The 20,428-nt window shown below is 30.0% G+C and carries 13 protein-coding genes; 6 read left to right on the forward strand and 7 right to left on the reverse strand.

What is annotated here, in order from left to right; genetic code table 11:
* Positions 1-3: 3 nt before the first annotated feature.
* Positions 4-1,260 carry a tetratricopeptide repeat protein gene (locus tag ABY863_RS02110; RefSeq protein WP_372792607.1) on the forward strand — a complete coding sequence of 419 codons (1,257 nt, stop codon included), beginning with the start codon at positions 4-6 and terminating at the stop codon, positions 1,258-1,260.
* Positions 1,261-1,383: 123 nt separating this feature from the next.
* Positions 1,384-1,773: a hypothetical protein gene (locus ABY863_RS02115; protein ID WP_372792608.1), complete on the forward strand. Its 390-nt coding sequence runs from the start codon at positions 1,384-1,386 to the stop codon at positions 1,771-1,773.
* Positions 1,774-1,881: 108 nt separating this feature from the next.
* On the opposite strand, the gene obgE is transcribed toward ABY863_RS02115, so the two are convergent.
* The 3 genes from obgE to secDF form a co-directional block, all read right to left on the reverse strand.
* Positions 1,882-2,874, reverse strand: a complete 993-nt coding sequence (obgE, locus tag ABY863_RS02120; protein ID WP_372792609.1) for a GTPase ObgE — start codon at positions 2,872-2,874, stop codon at positions 1,882-1,884.
* 81 nt (positions 2,875-2,955) lie between these two features.
* Positions 2,956-4,071 (reverse strand): adenylate kinase, encoded by a 1,116-nt coding sequence (locus tag ABY863_RS02125; RefSeq protein WP_372792610.1) that lies wholly within the window; start codon positions 4,069-4,071, stop codon positions 2,956-2,958.
* 134 nt (positions 4,072-4,205) lie between these two features.
* Positions 4,206-7,196, reverse strand: a complete 2,991-nt coding sequence (gene secDF, locus ABY863_RS02130; RefSeq protein ID WP_372792611.1) for a protein translocase subunit SecDF — start codon at positions 7,194-7,196, stop codon at positions 4,206-4,208.
* Between the two features lie 170 nt (positions 7,197-7,366).
* Here secDF and ABY863_RS02135 point away from each other — a divergent pair, with 170 nt between their 5' ends.
* Both ABY863_RS02135 and ABY863_RS02140 read left to right on the forward strand, forming a co-directional pair.
* Positions 7,367-9,043 carry a formate--tetrahydrofolate ligase gene (locus ABY863_RS02135; protein WP_372792612.1) on the forward strand — a complete coding sequence of 559 codons (1,677 nt, stop codon included), beginning with the start codon at positions 7,367-7,369 and terminating at the stop codon, positions 9,041-9,043.
* A 178-nt stretch (positions 9,044-9,221) separates the two neighbouring features.
* A complete protein-coding gene (locus tag ABY863_RS02140) occupies positions 9,222-9,392 on the forward strand; it encodes a hypothetical protein (protein WP_372792613.1) in 171 nt (56 codons plus the stop codon).
* 161 nt (positions 9,393-9,553) lie between these two features.
* Here ABY863_RS02140 and ABY863_RS02145 read toward each other — a convergent pair whose 3' ends face one another.
* Together ABY863_RS02145 and gyrB are read right to left on the reverse strand one after the other, a co-directional pair.
* Positions 9,554-10,474 (reverse strand): malate dehydrogenase, encoded by a 921-nt coding sequence (locus ABY863_RS02145; RefSeq protein WP_372792614.1) that lies wholly within the window; start codon positions 10,472-10,474, stop codon positions 9,554-9,556.
* Positions 10,475-10,935: 461 nt separating this feature from the next.
* Entirely contained in the window at positions 10,936-12,876 is a 1,941-nt protein-coding gene (gene gyrB, locus ABY863_RS02150; protein ID WP_372792615.1) for a DNA topoisomerase (ATP-hydrolyzing) subunit B, read from the reverse strand.
* Positions 12,877-13,267: 391 nt separating this feature from the next.
* Here gyrB and guaA point away from each other — a divergent pair, with 391 nt between their 5' ends.
* Complete coding sequence (gene guaA, locus ABY863_RS02155; RefSeq protein ID WP_372792616.1) at positions 13,268-14,800, forward strand: glutamine-hydrolyzing GMP synthase; 1,533 nt, start codon at positions 13,268-13,270, stop codon at positions 14,798-14,800.
* 30 nt (positions 14,801-14,830) lie between these two features.
* Positions 14,831-16,540 (forward strand): LysM peptidoglycan-binding domain-containing protein, encoded by a 1,710-nt coding sequence (locus ABY863_RS02160; protein WP_372792617.1) that lies wholly within the window; start codon positions 14,831-14,833, stop codon positions 16,538-16,540.
* A gap of 56 nt (positions 16,541-16,596) precedes the next feature.
* On the opposite strand, the gene ABY863_RS02165 is transcribed toward ABY863_RS02160, so the two are convergent.
* Positions 16,597-17,112 (reverse strand): DUF2892 domain-containing protein, encoded by a 516-nt coding sequence (locus ABY863_RS02165; protein WP_372792618.1) that lies wholly within the window; start codon positions 17,110-17,112, stop codon positions 16,597-16,599.
* Between the two features lie 52 nt (positions 17,113-17,164).
* Positions 17,165-20,284 carry a cytochrome c biogenesis protein CcsA gene (ccsA, locus tag ABY863_RS02170; protein WP_372792619.1) on the reverse strand — a complete coding sequence of 1,040 codons (3,120 nt, stop codon included), beginning with the start codon at positions 20,282-20,284 and terminating at the stop codon, positions 17,165-17,167.
* Positions 20,285-20,428 lie beyond the last annotated feature (144 nt).

A 20,428-nucleotide genomic window follows, 5' to 3' on the forward strand; every position in this document is an offset into this window, starting at 1 on the left:
TCTATGAAAAAGATTTTTGTTACACTATTATTGATAATAGTTACATTAAAAACCGAAGCGCAATCTTCGGTTTTTAATGTAATTGATAGCTTATTATTAAAAGGGAATTACCAGAAAGCGCTTATTTTATTAAATGAACAGCAACCTAAAACTATTGAAGTTTTCGATAAAATGGCTACCATTTATCAAACAATTGGTAATTTTAATAAAGCAATTACATATTATGAAAAGGCTATAAAACTTGAAGATAATGAAGAAATAAAAGTAAAGTTAGGTATTGCTTGCAATGCTGCAGGCTTGTCTTCAAAAGCTATTTTAATTTACGAAGAAATTATTGAAAAGGATACTTCAAATTTATTAGTTGCTAATAGTTTAGGTAAATTGTATTTGGCGAAAAATAACCACGAAAATGCAGAGCAATTATTCCGTTTTTTAAAGAGAAAAGATACTTTAAATCCAAATTATCCATATCAGTTAGCAGTGGCATTTTCAAAACAAAATAAACTCTTTGAAATGGGACAAAGCTATTTGGATGCATATAATTTAGATACACTTCATATTAAAAGCATTTATGAATTAGCTAATTTTTTTGATGAATTAAGGATGAGAGATTCAACCATGTTATTTATTGATAAAGGGTTGAAGATTGATAGTACTAATATTAATTTTATACAACTAAAAGCAAATGAATTGTATTCTACGAAAGACTTTAAACAGGCAATTAAATATTTAACAAAATTAGATAGTTTAAATTTTATTTCTGTCAACACTTATGAAATGTTTGGGATGTGCTATTACAATTTAAAAAATTTTAATAGGGCAGAAACTAATTTTAAAAATGCTTTAAAGCTAGAAAGAGATAACCCTAAAATACTTTATAGATTAGGAACATTATATTATGAACTGAAAGATTACAAATTAGCGAAGCTATATTTAATGCAATCGGTTATGTATGGAAAAGGGGATTTAGATAGACAATATTTTTTGTCAGGTGTAATTGAAAAAGAAGAGAATAATTTAAAAGTAGCACTCAATTTTTTTAATGATTCGTTTAAAAACAACTTCAATAATTATAAGGCTTTATATGAACTTGCAACAACATCTGATAGCTATTTTAAAGATAAAAAAATAGCTTTAAAACATTACCAAAAATATCTTGAGCGTTTTGAAAGTAAAGATCTGGCAATGACAGTTTATGCTATAAACAGAGTAAAAGAAATTAAAAAACAATTTTTTATTGAAGGTGAAATTGTTGACTAGCAGAAAATGTTGTATTTTCACTTGTGGAAATTAAAACGTATGTTAAAACAATTATTCACTTTATTTTTTTGTTTGTTGTTCCTAGTTTCGTGTTCTTATTTTGAAAATAAATGGAATCGTGAAATGATACAGGAAGTTGATACTGTTGTAGATTTTAATACAGTAGATGCATTTCCATTATTTCCTAATTGTAAAGACATCCCTTCACGTGAAAAACAACAAATTTGTTTTCAACTAGAAATTTCTCAGCATATTTACGCTTCCTTGAAACAATTTAAATTTAATGCTAAAGAAGTTATTAATGATACTGTTTTGGTAAAATTAAAAGTGGATGCTTTAGGAAAAACTAGTTTATCAACTATTCAAATTTCTAATAAAACGAAAGAGTTACTACCCGAATTTGATAGTATTTTAAAAGTAAGTTTACAAAATTTACCACTATTACAACCTGCAATAAAAAGAGATATGCCTGTTACAACTGAGTTTACTTTACCTATTGTTTTGATGAATTAAGTTGTTAATGTCATCCCAACAAAAGCAGGAATGACATTGAACATATAAATTTTGAAGTGTAAGATTTAAAATAAATGTTAGATAGGACTTATTTATATTAAAGAAAGATTACTCATTTAACATTTTCCATAAAGTATCTTTTAACTCAACTAATCCTTGTTGTGCAACTGATGAAATGAAAAGTGTTTCAATTCCTTTAGGTAACTCTTTTTTGATTTCTTCTTTCAATTCATCATCTAATAAGTCAGATTTTGAAATGGCTAATAATCTACTTTTATCTAATAATTCAGGATTGTGTTGTTTCAATTCGTTTAGTAAAATTTCATATTCTTTTTGAATACTATTTGAATCTGCAGCAATTAAAAATAAAAGTATTGAATTTCTTTCAATATGACGTAAAAATCGTATACCTAAGCCTTTTCCTTCAGCTGCACCTTCAATAATACCTGGAATATCAGCCATTACAAAAGTTTGATAATCACGATATTGAACAATTCCTAAATTAGGTTTTAAAGTTGTAAAAGCATAGTCTGCAATTTTTGGTTTTGCAGCTGTCAACACTGAAAGAAGTGTTGATTTTCCAGCATTTGGAAACCCAACCAAACCAACGTCAGCTAATAATTTTAATTCTAATTGAAACCAAGATTCTTTACCTTCAATACCAGGTTGAGCATAACGTGGTGTTTGGTTTGTAGATGATCTAAAATTCCAGTTACCAAGTCCACCCATTCCACCGTCTAGTAAAATTTGTTCTGGATTCTCAGTTGTAATTTCAAAAAGCACTTCATTAGATTCAATATCTCTTACAATAGTACCTAAAGGAACATTTATATAAACATCAGAGCCGTCTTTTCCTGTACTACGTGATTTACCTCCATGGCCACCATGTTCAGCTCTAAAGTGTTTGTTAAACTTCAAGTGAAAAAGTGTCCACAAATTAGGGTCGGCTCGCATAATTATGTGCCCACCGCGTCCACCATCACCACCATCTGGACCTCCTTTGGTAATAAATTTTTCTCTGTGTAAATGTACAGATCCACCACCACCTTTTCCAGAGCTAGCATATACTTTTGTGTAATCAACAAAATTTCCTTCAGTCATCTTATATTTGTTTGTTCAATCGTTTAATTGTTGAGTTTTTTTAATGAAATTTCAGACTCAATAAATTAAAGATTCGTATGCTTATAATTTTTCAAAAACATCACTTATGCGCTTGGTAATTTCATTAATTTCTCCAACACCATTCACACCGAAATATTTATTTTGAATTTCGTAATAATCTTTTAAAATTGCTGTTTTTGTATAATATTCGTTAAAGCGATTTAGAATTTTGTTTTCATCTTGATCATCACTTCTTCCACTTGTTTTTCCGCGTTCTAACAATCGAGCAATTAGCGTTCTTGTTGGTACTTCTATTGTGATCATACCTCCAATGGTTTCTCCTCTTTCTTCTAAAAATGCATCAAGAGCTATAGCTTGAGCTTTGGTACGTGGGAACCCATCAAAAATAATTCCGTTTGAAGGAGGAAGTTTTTTTACGACTTGTTTTAACATTTTAATGGTAACATCATCTGGCACTAAATTCCCTTTGTCAATATAAGATTTAGCAAGCATTCCAAGTTTAGTCTCTCTTTTTATATGTGATCTAAAAACGTCTCCTGTAGAAATATGAACAAGTCCATAAGTTTCTTTAAGTATATCAGCTTGCGTTCCTTTTCCTACTCCTGGAGGGCCAAATAATAAAATATTTTTAACCTTTGGACTTTCTGTAAGTTGATATATATTTGCAAGATTTCGTCCTAAACCATCATAATCTAAACCGTATCCAACAATAAACTCATCAGGGATAGATAAACCAATATAATCTATAGGTAACTCTTTTTTAAACACATCTGGTTTAAAAAATAACGTTGCTATTTTAAGTTGTTTTAATTTTTTATCTCTAAAAATGTCATAAATTTCTTGAAGTGTATTCCCTGTATCAATTATATCTTCTAATATTACAACAGTTCTTCCCTCAAGATCTTCATTCATGCCAATAAGCTGTTTTATTTTACCAGTAGAATTTGTCCCTTGGTAAGATGCTAATTTCACAAAAGAAACCTCACAGTTATATTTATATTTACGAACAAAATCTGCAACAAACATAAAAGAGCCATTCAATATACCTATAAATATAGGCGTTTCGTTTTTACAATCTTTGGCAACTTGTTTTACAATTTTTGTAATTGCCTCGGAAATTTGATCTTTAGAAATGTACTTTTTAAAATGTTTGTCGTGTAGTTTTATAATGGCCATTTTTTTTGGTTTATTGCAAATTTAATAATCAAAATAGAATAACCGTTTTTATTTTGATTTTATTTGCTAATTTGAAATACAAAAACCGTTTTGACAATTCAAAACGGTTTTTGTAGTATTTAATTTATTGAAATTTATTTTTTCTTTTTCTCAAGTTTTTTGACAGTATCATATAATATTGGTGAAGCAATAAACCAAGATGAATAAGTACCAACTCCAATACCAACAATTAAAGCAAACATAAATCCTTTAATAGAATCACCACCAAATAAAAATATTGCAAATAACACCAACAATGTAGTTAACGAAGTGTTAATAGTTCTACCCATGGTACTATTTAAACCAGTATTTATAACTTTATAAAATGACCAGCTGCTATGGGTTTTAGTAAACTCACGAATTCTATCAAAAACAATCACAGTATCATTTATGGAATATCCTAATACAGTTAATATGGCGGCAATGAAAGATTGTCCAATCTCCATATCAAAAGGCAATATTTTGTAAAATAATGAGAATACACCAAATACAATTAAAACATCATGAAATAAAGCAACAATTGCACCTAAGCTATATTGCCATTTTTTAAATCGCAATAAAATATATAAGAAGATAACAATTAAAGAACCTAAAATAGCCCAACCTGCTGCTGTTTTGATATCATCAGCAATGGTAGGTTCAACTTTAATAGAACTCATAATACCAACTTTTTTGTCACCTTCAAAACCAGGTTTAAATTCTTCTAAAGTAAGACCCTCAGGGTTATATTGTTTTAAACCATTGAAAAGTAAGTTTTGAACTTCGTCATCAATATGATTACTCTCTTCTTCAATTTTATATTTTGTAGTTATTTTTAATTGGCTTTCCTCTCCGTATGTTTTTACTTCTGGAGCATCACCAAATACATCTTTTAATTTAAGAGATACATCTGTAGCGCTAATAGATTTATCAAATTTCACAACATAAGATCTACCACCAACAAAATCTACACCGTAGTTCAATTTATTTGTAAATAATGAAACAATACTAATTATTATAAATGTAGCAGAAATAACATAAGCGATTTTTCTTATTTTTAAGAAATCTACATTGATTTTAGTAAACCATTTTTTTGTAATATTTGTATTAAAGGTGAATATTTTTCCTTTATTAGCATACCAATCAATTAACAAGCGAGTTATAAAAATGGCTGTAAATAGTGAAGTTATGATACCTACAATAAAAGTATAAGCAAATCCTTTTACAGGTCCTGTTCCAAACACATATAAAATTACACCTGTTAATAATGAAGTAACATTCGCATCTAAAATAGCTGAGAAAGCTCCATCGTAACTAAAACCATATTTTATAGAGGCTTTTAAACCTTTACCTAAGTTTAATTCTTCTTTTATTCTTTCATAAATAATTACGTTTGCATCAACAGCTATACCAATGGTTAAAATGATACCAGCAATTCCTGGTAAAGTTAAAACCGCTCCAAAGGCTGTTAATATTCCAAAAATAAATAAAAGGTTTACTATTAAAGCGAAGTCGGCTATTATACCTGCTTTTCCGTAGTAAAAAATCATCCAGATAAAAACAATTAGCAGTGCAAGGAAAAAAGAAGACATACTACTGTCAATGGCTTGTTGTCCTAAAGACGGACCAACAACTTCAGATTGAATGATATGTGCTGCAGCTGGTAATTTACCTGCTTTTAATACGTTTGCTATATCTTGCGCTTCTTCAACTGTCATACTTCCACCAGAGATAGATGTTCTACCTGTAGTAATTGCTGTATTCACAGAAGGTGCAGTATACACATAATCATCTAAAACTACGGCTACAAATTTACCTACATTTTCAGTAGTCATTTTCCCCCATTGTCTAGAACCTACAGCATTCATAGTCATACTAACTTCAGGTTTTCCTGTTTGACCATATTCTTGACTTGCATCATCAATAACATCACCTTCAATAGGAGCAACATCTTCACGATTAGATTTTATACCATATAAATATATTAACTCAATGTTTTCACCTGTTGCAGTTACTGTTGAAGTAAAAGGTTTCGCATCCCATAAAAATTTAGCATATTTCATTTCGTTAGATAATACAGCTCTAACATCTTTTCTTGCTAAATATGAGTTTACAGTAGCGGTATCTGCTACTTTAGCAGTTCCTATAACAGAAGAAACTTGATTTTCAGCTTGAGGTACACTAGGTGTTAATACAGAAAATAAGTTATTAACTTTTTGAGTAGCAATTGAATCTGATACTTCTCCTAATAAGTCTTCTAATTCATCTTTTACAGTGGTAGTATCTACTTTTGTTTCAGTTTTCAGGAAATTTTCAACTACAGAATTTGCAGCAAAAAAGAAATTTGCCGTTTCTTGGTTTGAATATACTTCCCAAAATTGTAATTCAGCAGTGCTTTGTAATAATTTTTTAACACGATCAATATCTTTTGCTCCAGGTAGTTCTATTAAAATACGTCCTGAATTTCCAATACGTTGAATGTTTGGTTGTGTAACTCCAAACTTATCTATACGGCTACGTAATACTTCAAAAGCAGTGCTTATTGATCCTGATATTTCAGCTTCAATAATTGGTTCAACTTCTTTGTCGGTAAGTTTAAAGTTAATTTTTTCACGGAGGGATTTGTTTCCGAAAATACTTGGATCACTTAATTTAACGGTTCCAGCACTTGCTTTTTCAAATTCATCAAAAAACAATGTTAAAAAAGTTTTATCACTATTTTTTTGAGCCTCAGTTGCTTTTGTAAGAGCTTCATTAAATACTGGATTTTTAGATTCATTAGATAATCCAATTAAAATATCTTTTACAGAAACTTGTAAAATAGCATTAATACCTCCTTTAAGGTCTAATCCTAAGTTTAGTTCTTTGTCTCTAATATCATTGTAGCTAAATTGCGCAAAACCTAAATTTATAACTGGTTTGTTGGCAACAGAGTCTAAATACACTCTTTCTAGTTTTGCTATTTCTTTACCATCTTGAGATCTAGCTTCAGCATATTCTTTTGCGCTAGCTTCAACGCCATTGGTAAACCAAGTGAAAGATAATTGATAGATACTTACTAATCCGAATAGAATAGCGAATAACTTTATAAGCCCTTTGTTCTGCATCTTAATTTTTTTTATAGATATTCATTTGTAATAAACGTGCAAATATATAATTTCAATTAGGAACAGACAATACTTTTTTTGCTTTTTATACACCTAAATGATTACAGCTTAAATTATTTAAATTTAGGAGTATTGATTTCTTATATTTGTTCTTTAAAATTTAAGAATAAATGAAACACTTATCTGATATATCAATTGCTCAAGGAAAAGAACTTAAACACATTAAGGAAATAGCTGCTAAATTAGGAATACAAGAAGACGATTTAGAAATGTATGGTAAATACAAAGCTAAGTTACCATTAAGTTTAATAGATGAAGATAAAATTAAGCAAAACAATTTAGTTTTAGTTACTGCAATAACGCCAACACCTGCGGGAGAAGGTAAAACTACTGTTACTATTGGTTTAACGGAAGGCTTAAATAAAATTGGAAAACAAGCAATGGCAGTGTTAAGGGAGCCTTCTTTAGGTCCTGTTTTTGGTATGAAAGGTGGTGCGGCTGGTGGTGGATATTCTCAAGTTGTTCCTATGGAAGATATTAACTTGCATTTCACAGGTGATTTTAACGCTGTAGAAAAAGCAAATAATTTGTTAGCTGCTTTAATTGATAATAACTTGCAAAGTACTTGTTGTAATTTAAATTTAGACTCAAGAACTATTTTGTGGAAACGCGTTATAGATATGAATGACAGAGCATTACGTAAAATAACTATTGGGTTAGGTGGTACTGCAAATGGTATTCCTAGAGAGGATGGATTTGACATTACACCAGCTTCTGAGGTGATGGCTATTTTATGTATGGCTGAAAATTTTAAAGATTTAAAAGAACGTTTAGGAGCTATTTTTATTGGATTTACATTTGGTAGAAAACCAATTTTTGCGCGTGATTTAAAGGCTCAAAATGCGATGGCAATTTTATTAAAAGATGCTATAAAACCAAATTTGGTACAAACATTAGAAGAGAATCCAGCAATTCTTCATGGTGGCCCATTTGCTAATATAGCACAAGGAACAAATACGATTATTGCTACTAAAATGGGATTGTCATTATCTAATTATGTGATTACTGAAGCCGGTTTTGGGGCAGATTTAGGAGCTGAAAAATTTTTAAATATTAAATGTGTAGCAGCAGGGTTAAACCCTAAGGCTGTTGTATTAGTAGCTACAATTAAAGCATTGCGTCATCATGGTGGTGCTAAAAACGAAGAATTATTTACGCCAAATCTAGAATTTGTAAAAGCCGGTTTTTGTAATTTAGAAAAGCATATTGAAAATATTAGAAAATTTCATATAGAACCTGTTGTGGCAATTAATTCTTTTACAAATGATTCTAATGAAGAGGTTGGTTTTATTATTGAAGAATGTAAAAAATTAGGTGTACAAGCTGTTGTGTCTGAAGGTTGGGAAAAAGGAGGTGAAGGAACTAAAGATTTGGCAAAGGCGGTTGTAAATGTTGTTGAAGCTACAAAGACTCAATTTAAACCACTTTATGATTGGAAATCTCCAATTCAAGAAAAAATTGAGATCATTGCTAAAGAAATTTATGGAGCGGATAGGGTAGATTTTGATAAAAAAGCGAAACTAAACTTAAAAAGAATTGACAGACTTGGATTTAATGATTTTGCTATTTGTATGGCAAAAACCCAAAAATCATTTTCAGATAATGAATTTATTGTTGGAAGACCAAAAGGTTTTGTTGTCACGGTTCGTGAAATTGAAATTGCTGCTGGAGCACGGTTTATTATCCCAATATTAGGTCAAATGATGCGTATGCCAGGTTTACCAGGCGTTCCTGCTTCTGAAGGAATGACTATTGATGATAATGGTGTAATTTCAGGGCTGTCGTAATTATTTTCAGAAGTAAAATATAATTTAAAGATGTATAATCAAAGAGGTTTCCCATTTTTTGGAAACCTCTTTGATATTTATCAAGTTGCCAGAATAAGTTTTGATCAATTAAATTAAAAATGATTCAGGTGTTAATTAAAAGCCTAAATTTGATTCTATAAACTTAAAAATAAAATTTATGAAACCGTCTGCACCAAAAAAGAATTTATGGCTTATTGCATTGATTATTGGTATTTTAGGGATAATCGGTCATTTTGTTCAAATTGAATTTATATCACAATATAGTTTGTGGTTGCTTATAGGCGGATTTGGTTTATTGGCGATTGGAACCACTTTAAAAGGTATTTAGATATATGGATTAAGTCGAAGCTTAAGGTTAATTGAAAATTAACAATCGAAATTTATAAAAAATTCAATTTACCAAAAATTCTAAAATCCGAAAAGGCATCAACTAAAAAACTCCTCAAAATTAAATTTTGAGGAGTTTTTTTATCTAATAATAAAATTATATTACAATAATTCATTTACTGCTCTAACACCTGCAGCACTTTCTGTAAATTTCGCTTTTTCAGACGCAGATAATTCAATTTCAACAATTTTCTCAATACCATTTTTGCCAATAATACATGGTACTCCAATTGAAATATCACTTAATCCGTATTCACCTTCTAATAAAGCTGAACAAGGGAACATTTTTTTAGTGTCACAAGCAATTGCTTGCACCATTGATGAAACGGCTGCACCTGGAGCGTACCAAGCACTTGTTCCTAATAATTTTGTTAAAGTAGCTCCACCAACTTTAGTATCTTCAGCAACTTGAGCTAAACGTTCTTCTGATAAAAGTTCAGTTACAGGAACGCTATTTCTTGCGGCTAAACGAGTTAAAGGTAACATACCAGTATCGCTGTGACCTGCAATTACCATTCCATCAATATCAGATTGTGGACAACCTAAGGCTTCAGCTAAACGGAATTTAAAACGAGCACTATCTAAAGCTCCACCCATACCAATAATTCTATTTTTAGGTAAACCAGAAGATTTATGGGCTAAATAAGCCATGGTATCCATTGGGTTACTTACAACAATTACAATAACGTTTGGCGAATGTTCAACTAAACTTGCAACTACCGTTTTTACAATTCCTGCATTAATACCAATTAATTCTTCACGTGTCATTCCCGGTTTTCTTGGAATACCACTAGTAATTACAGCAACATCACTTCCCGCAGTTTTTGAATAATCGTTTGTTACACCTGTAATTTGAGTGTCAAAACCCATTAGTGATGCTGTTTGCATAAGGTCCATTGCCTTTCCTTCTGCAAATCCTTCTTTAATATCAATTAATACTACTTCTGATGCAAAATCTTTAATAGCTATGTACTCAGCGCAACTTGCACCTACAGCACCAGCTCCTACTACTGTTACTTTCATATTTTTTTTTATTTATATATTAATATTTTATGTGGCATAAAAGTACTAATTTTTATATTAATAGAAAGTAACAATCCTTTTAAAGTACGAAAACGTTTAGTAGTCTTTTAATGTTCTTTTTTTGTTTATCTATAGCTAAAAGCAATTGCTGCTGAAGTTCTATTCAATAGCTTAACGCAACAAATCTAAATTTATAGATTTGTAATATAATACTTTAAAATGAAGAGTAGACTTATCTATAAAGAAAGGATACAAATTAAGATACTATCTAAGAGTAAATACCTGATAATCAAATGTGTTAAATTAAAATGTTTTTGTGGTATTGGTATTTATTGTAATATCAAAACTTAGTTTTTTATGATTGAGGTTTTGGTAATTTAAATATATAAAGAAAAATTTAGCAAAAAAAAGACTGCTCTTTCAAGCAGTCTTTTTTTTGCTAAATATAAATTTTTTATTATTTACACATCAATTTTCGCATATTTAGCATTTTTCTCAATAAATGCTCTACGTGGAGGAACTTCATCACCCATTAACATAGAGAAAACTCTATCAGTTTCTGTTAAATTATCAATAAAAACTTGTCTAAGGGTTCTAAATTCAGGGTTCATTGTTGTATCCCAAAGTTGAACAGCATTCATCTCTCCAAGACCTTTGTATCGTTGAATTGATGCACCGCCACCCATATTTAATGCAATTAAATCGCGTTGGTCATCATTCCAAGCATATTCTTTTTTCTGACCTTTTTTCACCAAGTATAAAGGAGGTGTTGCAATAAAAATATGATTGTTTTCAATTAATTCTTTCATATACCTAAAAAAGAAGGTAAGAATTAATGTAGCAATGTGGCTACCATCAACATCGGCATCACACATAATAACAATTTTATTGTAACGAAGTTTTGATAAGTTTAATGCTCTTGGGTCTTCTTCAGTTCCAATAGTAACACCAAGTGCAGTATACATGTTTTTGATTTCCTCGTTTTCAAAAACTTTGTGTTGCATTGCTTTTTCAACATTTAAAATTTTACCTCTTAATGGTAAAATAGCTTGAAAAGCTCTATTTCTTCCTTGTTTTGCAGTACCACCTGCTGAATCTCCCTCAACTAAGAAAATTTCACATTTTTCAGGATCAGTTTCAGAACAGTCACTTAATTTCCCTGGCAAGCCACCCATGGACATAACGGTTTTACGTTGCACCATTTCACGGGCTTTACGAGCTGCATGACGTGCAGTTGCAGCTAAAATTACTTTCTGAACAATAATTCTAGCATCATTTGGATTTTCTTCCAAATAATCAGTTAGCATTTCTGAAACAGCTTGGCTAACTGCGGCAGTAACTTCACGGTTACCTAATTTTGTTTTTGTTTGCCCTTCAAATTGTGGTTCTGCAACTTTAACAGAAATAATGGCTGTTAAGCCTTCGCGAAAATCATCTCCAGCAATATCAAATTTCAGGTTTTTAAGCATTCCTGAATCATCAGCATATTTTTTTAAAGTAGCTGTTAACCCACGTCTAAAACCGGCCAGGTGTGTACCACCTTCATGTGTATTAATATTGTTTACATAAGAATGTAAGTTTTCAGTGTAAGAAGTATTGTAAACCATAGCAACTTCAACAGGAACACCGTTTTTTTCACCTTCCATTGAAATAATTTTGGCTGTTAGCTGCTCACGAGTAGCATCTAAATACCTTACAAACTCAGGTAAACCTTCATCACTATAAAATTTTTCTGTAACAAAGTTACCTTCTTCATCAGGAACTCTTTTATCAGTTAAAGTGATAGTAAGTGTTTTATTCAAAAATGAAAGTTCACGCAATCTAGTGGCTAAAGTTTCATAATTAAATTCAATGGTTTGTGTAAAGATCGATGCGTCAGGTGTAAATGTTACTAAAGTCCCTTTATCATCACTTTCACCAACTGTTTTTGCAGGGTATAATGCTTTTCCTAGTTCATATTCTTGTTCCCAAATCTTACCATCTAAATATACAGTTGCTTTTAAATGTGAAGAAAGCGCATTAACAACTGAAACCCCAACACCGTGTAAACCACCTGAAACTTTATAAGAATCTTTATCAAATTTACCACCAGCACCAATTTTAGTCATTACAACTTCTAATGCTGAAACGCCTTCTTTTTTGTGTATTCCAACAGGAATACCACGCCCGTTATCTTTTACTGATAAGGAACCGTCTTCATTAATGATTACTTCAATAGTATCACAATGGCCTGCCATTGCTTCATCAATAGAGTTATCTACTACTTCATAAACTAAATGATGTAAACCTCTTACGCCAACATCTCCAATATACATGGAAGGACGCTTACGCACATGTTCCATTCCTTCTAAAGCCTGAATACTATCGGCTGAATAATCGTTTTTTTTAATCTCGTCACTCATATTTATAATATCTTTTTTGTGTAAATTCTATAACAAACAAATATAATTATTGAGGCATTTATTTCAATGATTTTTAAGTAGGTTAGCATATCAAGTTATTAACAATTGTGAATTATTAGAAAAGCTCTTAAAACTGATTAAAATGAGTTTATTGTTGATTTGATGCTTTTGTAAAGATGTTTATATATACGAAATTTAGAAAGAGCCTTATTTGGCTTTATTTTAAAGCAAAAAAAAGCATTGATTAGGGTTTTAAAGGGGTTTTTTTGTGTAAAAAAGCAGATTGTAAAATGATACTTCAATAAATTCACTTCTTTTTTCTTAAAAATATTTTGTTGAGAAAAATCTTAATAAAGTGACTATCATATTTATAATAATATTATTTTTGCGGATGCAACACAAGGTACTTATTTTAGATTTCGGTTCGCAATACACTCAGTTAATTGCGCGTAGAGTTAGAGAACTCAATATTTTTTGTGAGATTTTTCCTTACAATAGTAAAAATTTTATCATTGAAAACTACAAAGCAATCATTCTTTCTGGAAGTCCATTTTCTGTGAGAGCTGAAGATGCACCACACCCTGATTTATCAGCTATAAAAGGGAAATTACCTTTATTAGGTGTTTGTTTTGGTGCTCAGTTTTTAGCACATAATTTTGGAGGTAAAGTAGCTTCTTCAAATACGCGTGAATATGGTAGAGCAAATCTTTCTTTTGTAAAAGGAAATGAATTATTTTTTGAAGGAGTTGATGAAGGAAGTCAGGTTTGGATGAGCCACAGCGATACCATTGTTGATTTACCAGAAAATTGTGAATTAATAGGAAGTACGCACGATGTAGCCAATGCTGCTTTTAAAATTAAGGATGAAGCTACCTACGGAATTCAGTTTCACCCTGAAGTTTATCATTCAAAAGATGGGTTGAAAATTTTAGAAAACTTTTTGGTAAAAATAAGTGGAGTAGCACAAACGTGGACTCCAGATTCTTTTGTTGAATCAACTGTTGAGCGATTACAAAAACAGATAGGTAATGATAAAGTTGTTTTAGGACTTTCAGGAGGTGTAGATTCAACAGTAGCAGCAGTTTTATTGAGCAAAGCTATTGGCGATAATTTGTATTGCATATTTGTAAATAATGGTTTGTTACGTAAAAATGAATTTGAAAATGTATTGATACAATACAAAGGAATGGGCTTAAATGTAAAGGGAGTTGATGCTTCGGCACGTTTTTTGAAAGAGCTTGAAGGAGAATCTGATCCTGAAGGAAAACGTAAAATTATTGGTCGGGTTTTTATTGAAGTTTTTGATGATGAAGCGCATTTAATTAAAGATGTAAGTTGGTTGGCACAAGGAACAATTTATCCTGATGTTATTGAATCTGTTTCTGTATCTGGTGGACCTTCAGCAACTATAAAATCGCATCACAATGTAGGGGGATTACCAGATTTTATGAAGCTTAAAATAGTAGAACCTTTAAAAATGCTATTTAAAGATGAGGTTCGCAGAGTAGGAGCTTCCTTAGGAATTGATGCAGAATTATTAGGAAGACATCCATTTCCTGGGCCTGGATTAGGAATAAGAATTTTAGGCGATATTACTGCTGAAAAAGTAAGAATTTTACAAGAAGTAGATGCTATTTTTATAAACGGATTAAAAGAAGCGGGTTTGTATGATAAGGTTTGGCAGGCAGGTGCAATGCTGTTGCCTGTAAATTCAGTTGGAGTTATGGGAGATGAAAGAACTTATGAGAAAGCTGTTGTTTTAAGAGCTGTAGAATCTACTGATGGGATGACTGCTGATTGGGTAAATTTACCATATGAGTTTTTACAAAAAACATCTAATCAAATAATAAATGGTGTAAAAGGCGTTAATAGAGTAGTGTACGACATAAGTTCAAAACCACCAGCAACAATAGAATGGGAATAAAATTCTAATTTAAAAACAAAATTTCATTTCATGAAAAAAATACAATTCTTACTACTATTTCTTTTTTTTAGTACCACAATACTATTTGCCCAACAAAAAAAATATATTTCATACACTGTTAAAGAAGGTGAAACATTAAAGAGTATTGCGAAAGAATACAATTTATCTAAAAGGGATTTAAAAAAGCTAAATCCAGGGGTTGATACAAAACCTGAACCAAGCACCATTATAATTGTACCTAATAAAAATTTTGGACAACCAGTTGTTGAAATAATTGAGGTTGATGACGATCTATATACAGTTCAGCCAAAAGAAACACTATATGGAATATCGAAGAAATTTGGAATTACCATTGATGAATTAAAAGCTGCAAATACAAAGTTAGAAAATGGTGTTAAAATTGGAATGAAATTAGTAATTCCAAGGCAAAATATTTCTACAGAGGTTAAAGATTCAATTAATTACGTGCTGCATACGGTTATTAAAGACGATACGGTATATAATTTAACAAAAAGATATGAAGTTACATCTGAAAAATTATTAAAGTTAAACCCAAAATTAAGTGAAGGTTTAAAATTAGGGATGCTATTAAAAATTAAGCCAATTGAAGTTCTTAGAGAGGAAGTAGAAGAAGAGATCAATGTTTTTAAAGAGGAGCTAAATTTTAATAAAGAGTTAAAAGTTGTTTTAATGCTTCCGTATCAGTTAAATAAATTAACCGATTCTATTAGGGATATAAGTTTTGGAAAAAGTAATTCACTTTTAAATATTGCAACAGATTTTCATTTAGGCGCTGAAATGGCAATTGATTCTTTAAGAAGGAAAGGTTTAAAAATTAGAGTGGAGTATTTTGATACTGAGAGATCAGAATATAAATTGCAACTTATTGTGAATAAAAATAATTTTAATGCAACGGATGTTGTTATTGGACCCTTGTACTTTGAAAGTGCACATTGGGTTTCAAAACGTATTAAAGCGCCAGTTATTGCACCTGTATTTTCAAATAAACAAGCTGAACTTTCTGCTGATAATTTGATTCAATCTTCACCAAACATGGATGTTTATGAAGAGAGATTGCTTGACTATATGGACGAAATTTATGAAGGAGAAAATATTATAGTTATAAATGATGAAAATCCTGAAAATCAAACTAAGCTTTGGAGAATTGTAAATAAATTAAAAACATTTGATTCAATTCAGAATATTGTTGTTGTAAAACCAGAGAAAGGTTTTATTAATATTGGAAAATTTAAGACAAAATTAAATTTAGCAGTAAAAAATTGGGTGTTAATTATTAGTGATGACAATATAACTACTGCTGCAGCAATTAACAACTTAAAAACCTATGTTGAAGATATTGATATTAGTCTATTTGCCTTAAATAAAGGAAGTGATTTTGATAATATAGACAATAGTTTTTTAGGTAAATTAAATTTTGTTTTCCCAACTTCAGAATTTATAGATATTAATGATTTTAAAGTTCAACAGTTTTATAAAAAGTATAAATCTAAAAACTTTGCATTACCTTCAAAATATGCAATAAGAGGATTTGATGTTACTTTTGATGCTTTAATTAGAGCTGCAAGTGCTGAAAACCTTGAAGAAGGGTTAAAATTAGGAAAATCAAATAGAATAGCATCTATGTTTGATTATAATAAAAAAATGGTTGGAAGTTTTGAAAATAGGGGCGTTTTTTTAATTCAATACACAAAAGATTTAAATACAATTGTTCTTGAATAAAAAACATAAAAAAAAGCAACTATATAGTTGCTTTTTTTTATGTTTGAATTTATCAATTACATTTTCTTCATTTGGTCTTTTAGCATTTTAATTTGTTCAGCTAATACTTTTTGAGTGTCAAGTTTTTTAGCTTCATTAATTAACATGGTAGCTTCGCGTTTACGTCTTTTAGACATTGCAATACCTGCTAATTGAAGTTTCGCCATTGCAATATCATGTTTCATACTTAAACCTAAGTTTAATGCTTTTTTAAAGTATTTTTCAGCCTGTGTAAGATTTGTTTGAGAAACCATAATTCCTTGTAAAAAATTATAGTAACCTTCTTGCTTTCTTACCAATGCACTACTCGGGTTTTTAATATAAGCTAACCATTTACTGGCTCCGGCAAAATTTTGTTTTCTTAATTGCCAAAATGCCAATAATATAAATTCATTTTTAAAGTAAAATAGCACAAAAATACCAGCAAGTAATAATAATGAAATACCATTCATGATATTCCCGTCAATAAATTGAAAGATTGCCCAAATTGAAATTCCTGCTGCTATTACTAATTTTATAAACTTATTAAACATTGATTTGTTATTTTTTATGGATTGCAAAGTTACATTTTTGCAACGATTTTAATTATTTTTTATAATGTTTTTTAAATTGAATGTATGCAAATATTGAAAGTACAGAAACAATAACTATTACGTAGTAAACAAAAGTAGGTGTAATTACTTTATCTCCACTGGCATAAGAATGCAATCCAGATAAGTAAAAGTTAACTCCAAAATAAGTAAATATAATAGATGCAAAAGCTCCTACAGAAAATAAATTAAAGGTAAACTTACTTCTTAAGCCTGGTACTAATCGTAAATGAAGCACAAAAGCATAAATCATAATACTAATTAAAGCCCAAGTTTCTTTTGGATCCCAACCCCAGTAACGTCCCCAACTTTCGTTTGCCCATTGACCTCCTAAAAAGTTACCAATGGTTAACATAACTAAACCAACTGTTAAAGACATTTCATTAATAATTGTTAATTCTTTAATCATTAACCCAATTTTAGATTTATTTTTTGAAGTAGTTAAAACCATTAATAACAATGAAATTAAACCTAAAATCATACCTAAAGCAAATGGCCCGTAACTAGCAACAATTATTGAAACGTGAATCATTAACCAATATGAGTTTAATACAGGTTGAAGGTTTGCAATTTCAGGGTCCATCCAATTCCAATGTGCAACCATTAAAATAAATGCAGTTAAAAATGCAGTTGCAGCAATGGTCATTGAAGATCTTCTTCCGAAGATGAGACCAAATAGCATAGTTGCCCATCCTACATAAATCATAGATTCATACGCATTACTCCAAGGTGCGTTTCCACTCACAATCCAACGTGCAATTAGACCTCCAGTATGCATTAAAAACAGCACAATAATGATGGCAATACTTCCTTTAATTAAGTAATTTATAACTTTGTTTGAATTGAAAATTTGAAAAATTACAAATAAGAACATTAAGGTTCCTATATACATATAATAGCTATATATTGTTCTAAAAACATCATATTTATTATAGGCAATTTCTAAATCTATTTTATGATTTGACGGATAAACGTCACTTCCATATTTTTTTTGAAAATTTATAATTCCTTCAAGTATTTCATTAGCGGTTGTATAATCTTTTGTAGTAGCTGAAGTTGATAATGTTTGTAGATATATAGGTAATATTTGTCTAACAAATACAGAATCTTGTCCCTTGAAATTAGCCTGATTAACATTACTATGATCTACCCAAGTATGGTTAGCGTCATTTGGTATAGGAAATATTTTAAGAATTGAACCTGTAATAGCTGAGTAAAATAAATTAACTCTTCTGTCAACATTTATAACATCTTTTTCAAACTTACTTTTAATATTACTTTTTTGCGCTGTTTGCTGAATTTCAGAAATTTTATAGTTTCCTTTATCATCAAAAAAGCTAGCTAAATTAGCATATTTATCTTCGTGTGGAATGCCAATGATATCTCTTAATTTAGTATTCCCTTTTTCAATATAAATAATAGGAATTTGAAACCAAATTCTTGGATTTTGTTGAATTGATAAAAATACTTGTGTAGCATTCATATCTTCATAAGAATCATGTTTACTAACTTTTCTTAGTAATTGTGATGCATATGTATGAACAGGTTTCATTCTTCCTCCTGCATCTTGAATTATTAACTTACTAAATTTTTCAGTATGTGAAATATCAATGTGATTTGCCGTTAAAGCTGAATCTATTTGAATTTTAGTCATCACATGATTGTGATTTTGGGAAAAAGCAACTGATCCAATAAGTAATAAAGCTATTGTGGTTAGTTTTGATTTATAAGTTCTCATTTTTTGTAAGCTTTTTCTAAGAAAATCAAATCGTGTGTTTTTCATAAATAAGATTAAAAACAAACCTGCATATAATAAAAAGTACCCAATGTAAGTAATAGTTGAGCCCCAATAATCATGATTTACAGATAAATGAGTTTCTTCATATTCATCTGTAATATTGTAACTTGATTGGAAAAACTTATAACCTTTGTAATTTAAAATATTATTCATAAATATTCTAAAGGGAAATGTTTCTTCTGGTGAAATTACGGTTACTTCACTTGCAAAGGACATTGCACTTTGTGAACCAGGATAGTTGTCTAATTGAAAATCATTCAATTTAATGCTAAATGGCAATTCCCTTTGTACTGCTCCGTAATTCATTCTAAAGTTTAAATTACCAACAGAAAATTGAGTAGGTGGCTGAATTGTAAATTTAGCACCTTTTAAATTAATATGTTTAGTTTCTTCACCAACAGTTACATCAAATTCTAATTGAGCCATTGCGTTTTGGTCTTTATTTCCAGCAACTGTTTTGTAATCTCCTTTAATTACATATTGTGGAACTACAAATTGTAAACCAGCAATATTATGAACTGCTAAGATTGAAAAATCTTGTAAAGAATCTTTTGCAATTGTACCATTAAATTGATCAGCCATTCTAAAGAATGAACCTTCTACAATCGACTGGATTTTTAAATTTCCATCAACAGTTTTAATATCAATAGTATTTTTATTAGATGAATCAAATCCAACACCAACTCCGTGTACATTTTCAGTAGTTCCTCTTTTTATATAATGATCATGTCTTCCACCACCACCTGATTCAACTAATTTTAGATATTCAGATCCATTTTCATTTGCTTGAAAAACATCTTGAGCATTAGGAATGTAATTTGTTAATTTCACAAGAACATCAGTTCCTTTAAAATCGGTTTTGTAGCTGTATTTATTGTTTCCAATTGCAGAAAGCAAAATTTTATGATTTGAAGGTGATTTTTGGTCAGTTCCATCATTTACAACAATAGAAATATAATTTGCTTCAGAATAAAAAGTATTACTTATCGCACCTTCTTTAATTGGCATAATACCCTCAAAACTAATGTAACGCGTAATACCAGCCCCAATTAATATTAATAAAAAGGCTAAATGAAAAATAAGTACTACTAGTTTTTCTTTTTTATATAGTTTATATTTAAAAATATTTCCGAAAAAATTCAGTACAAAAAACACCATGATTCCTTCAAACCACCAAGAACTATAAACCAATGCTTTAGCTGTTTCTGTTCCATAATCATTTTCTATAAAAGTTGCAACTCCCATTGATAATGCAAAAACTAAAAATAATACGGCCGTTAATCGAGTAGAGTAAATAAGTGATAGAAGTTTGTTCATTTCTAAAATTTTAGTGTAAAAAATTATTTTGCAAAGCTAATGATAAATGTCATAAAATGAGTTTTTAATCCCAATTTTAAGTGAATTTTGTTACGTTCAATGATTTTTGTCATTAAATTCAGACTGAAATGTTAAATGAATCTA

The sequence above is a fragment of the Lutibacter sp. genome, assembly GCF_041562875.1.
Lineage (GTDB): Bacteria > Bacteroidota > Bacteroidia > Flavobacteriales > Flavobacteriaceae > Lutibacter.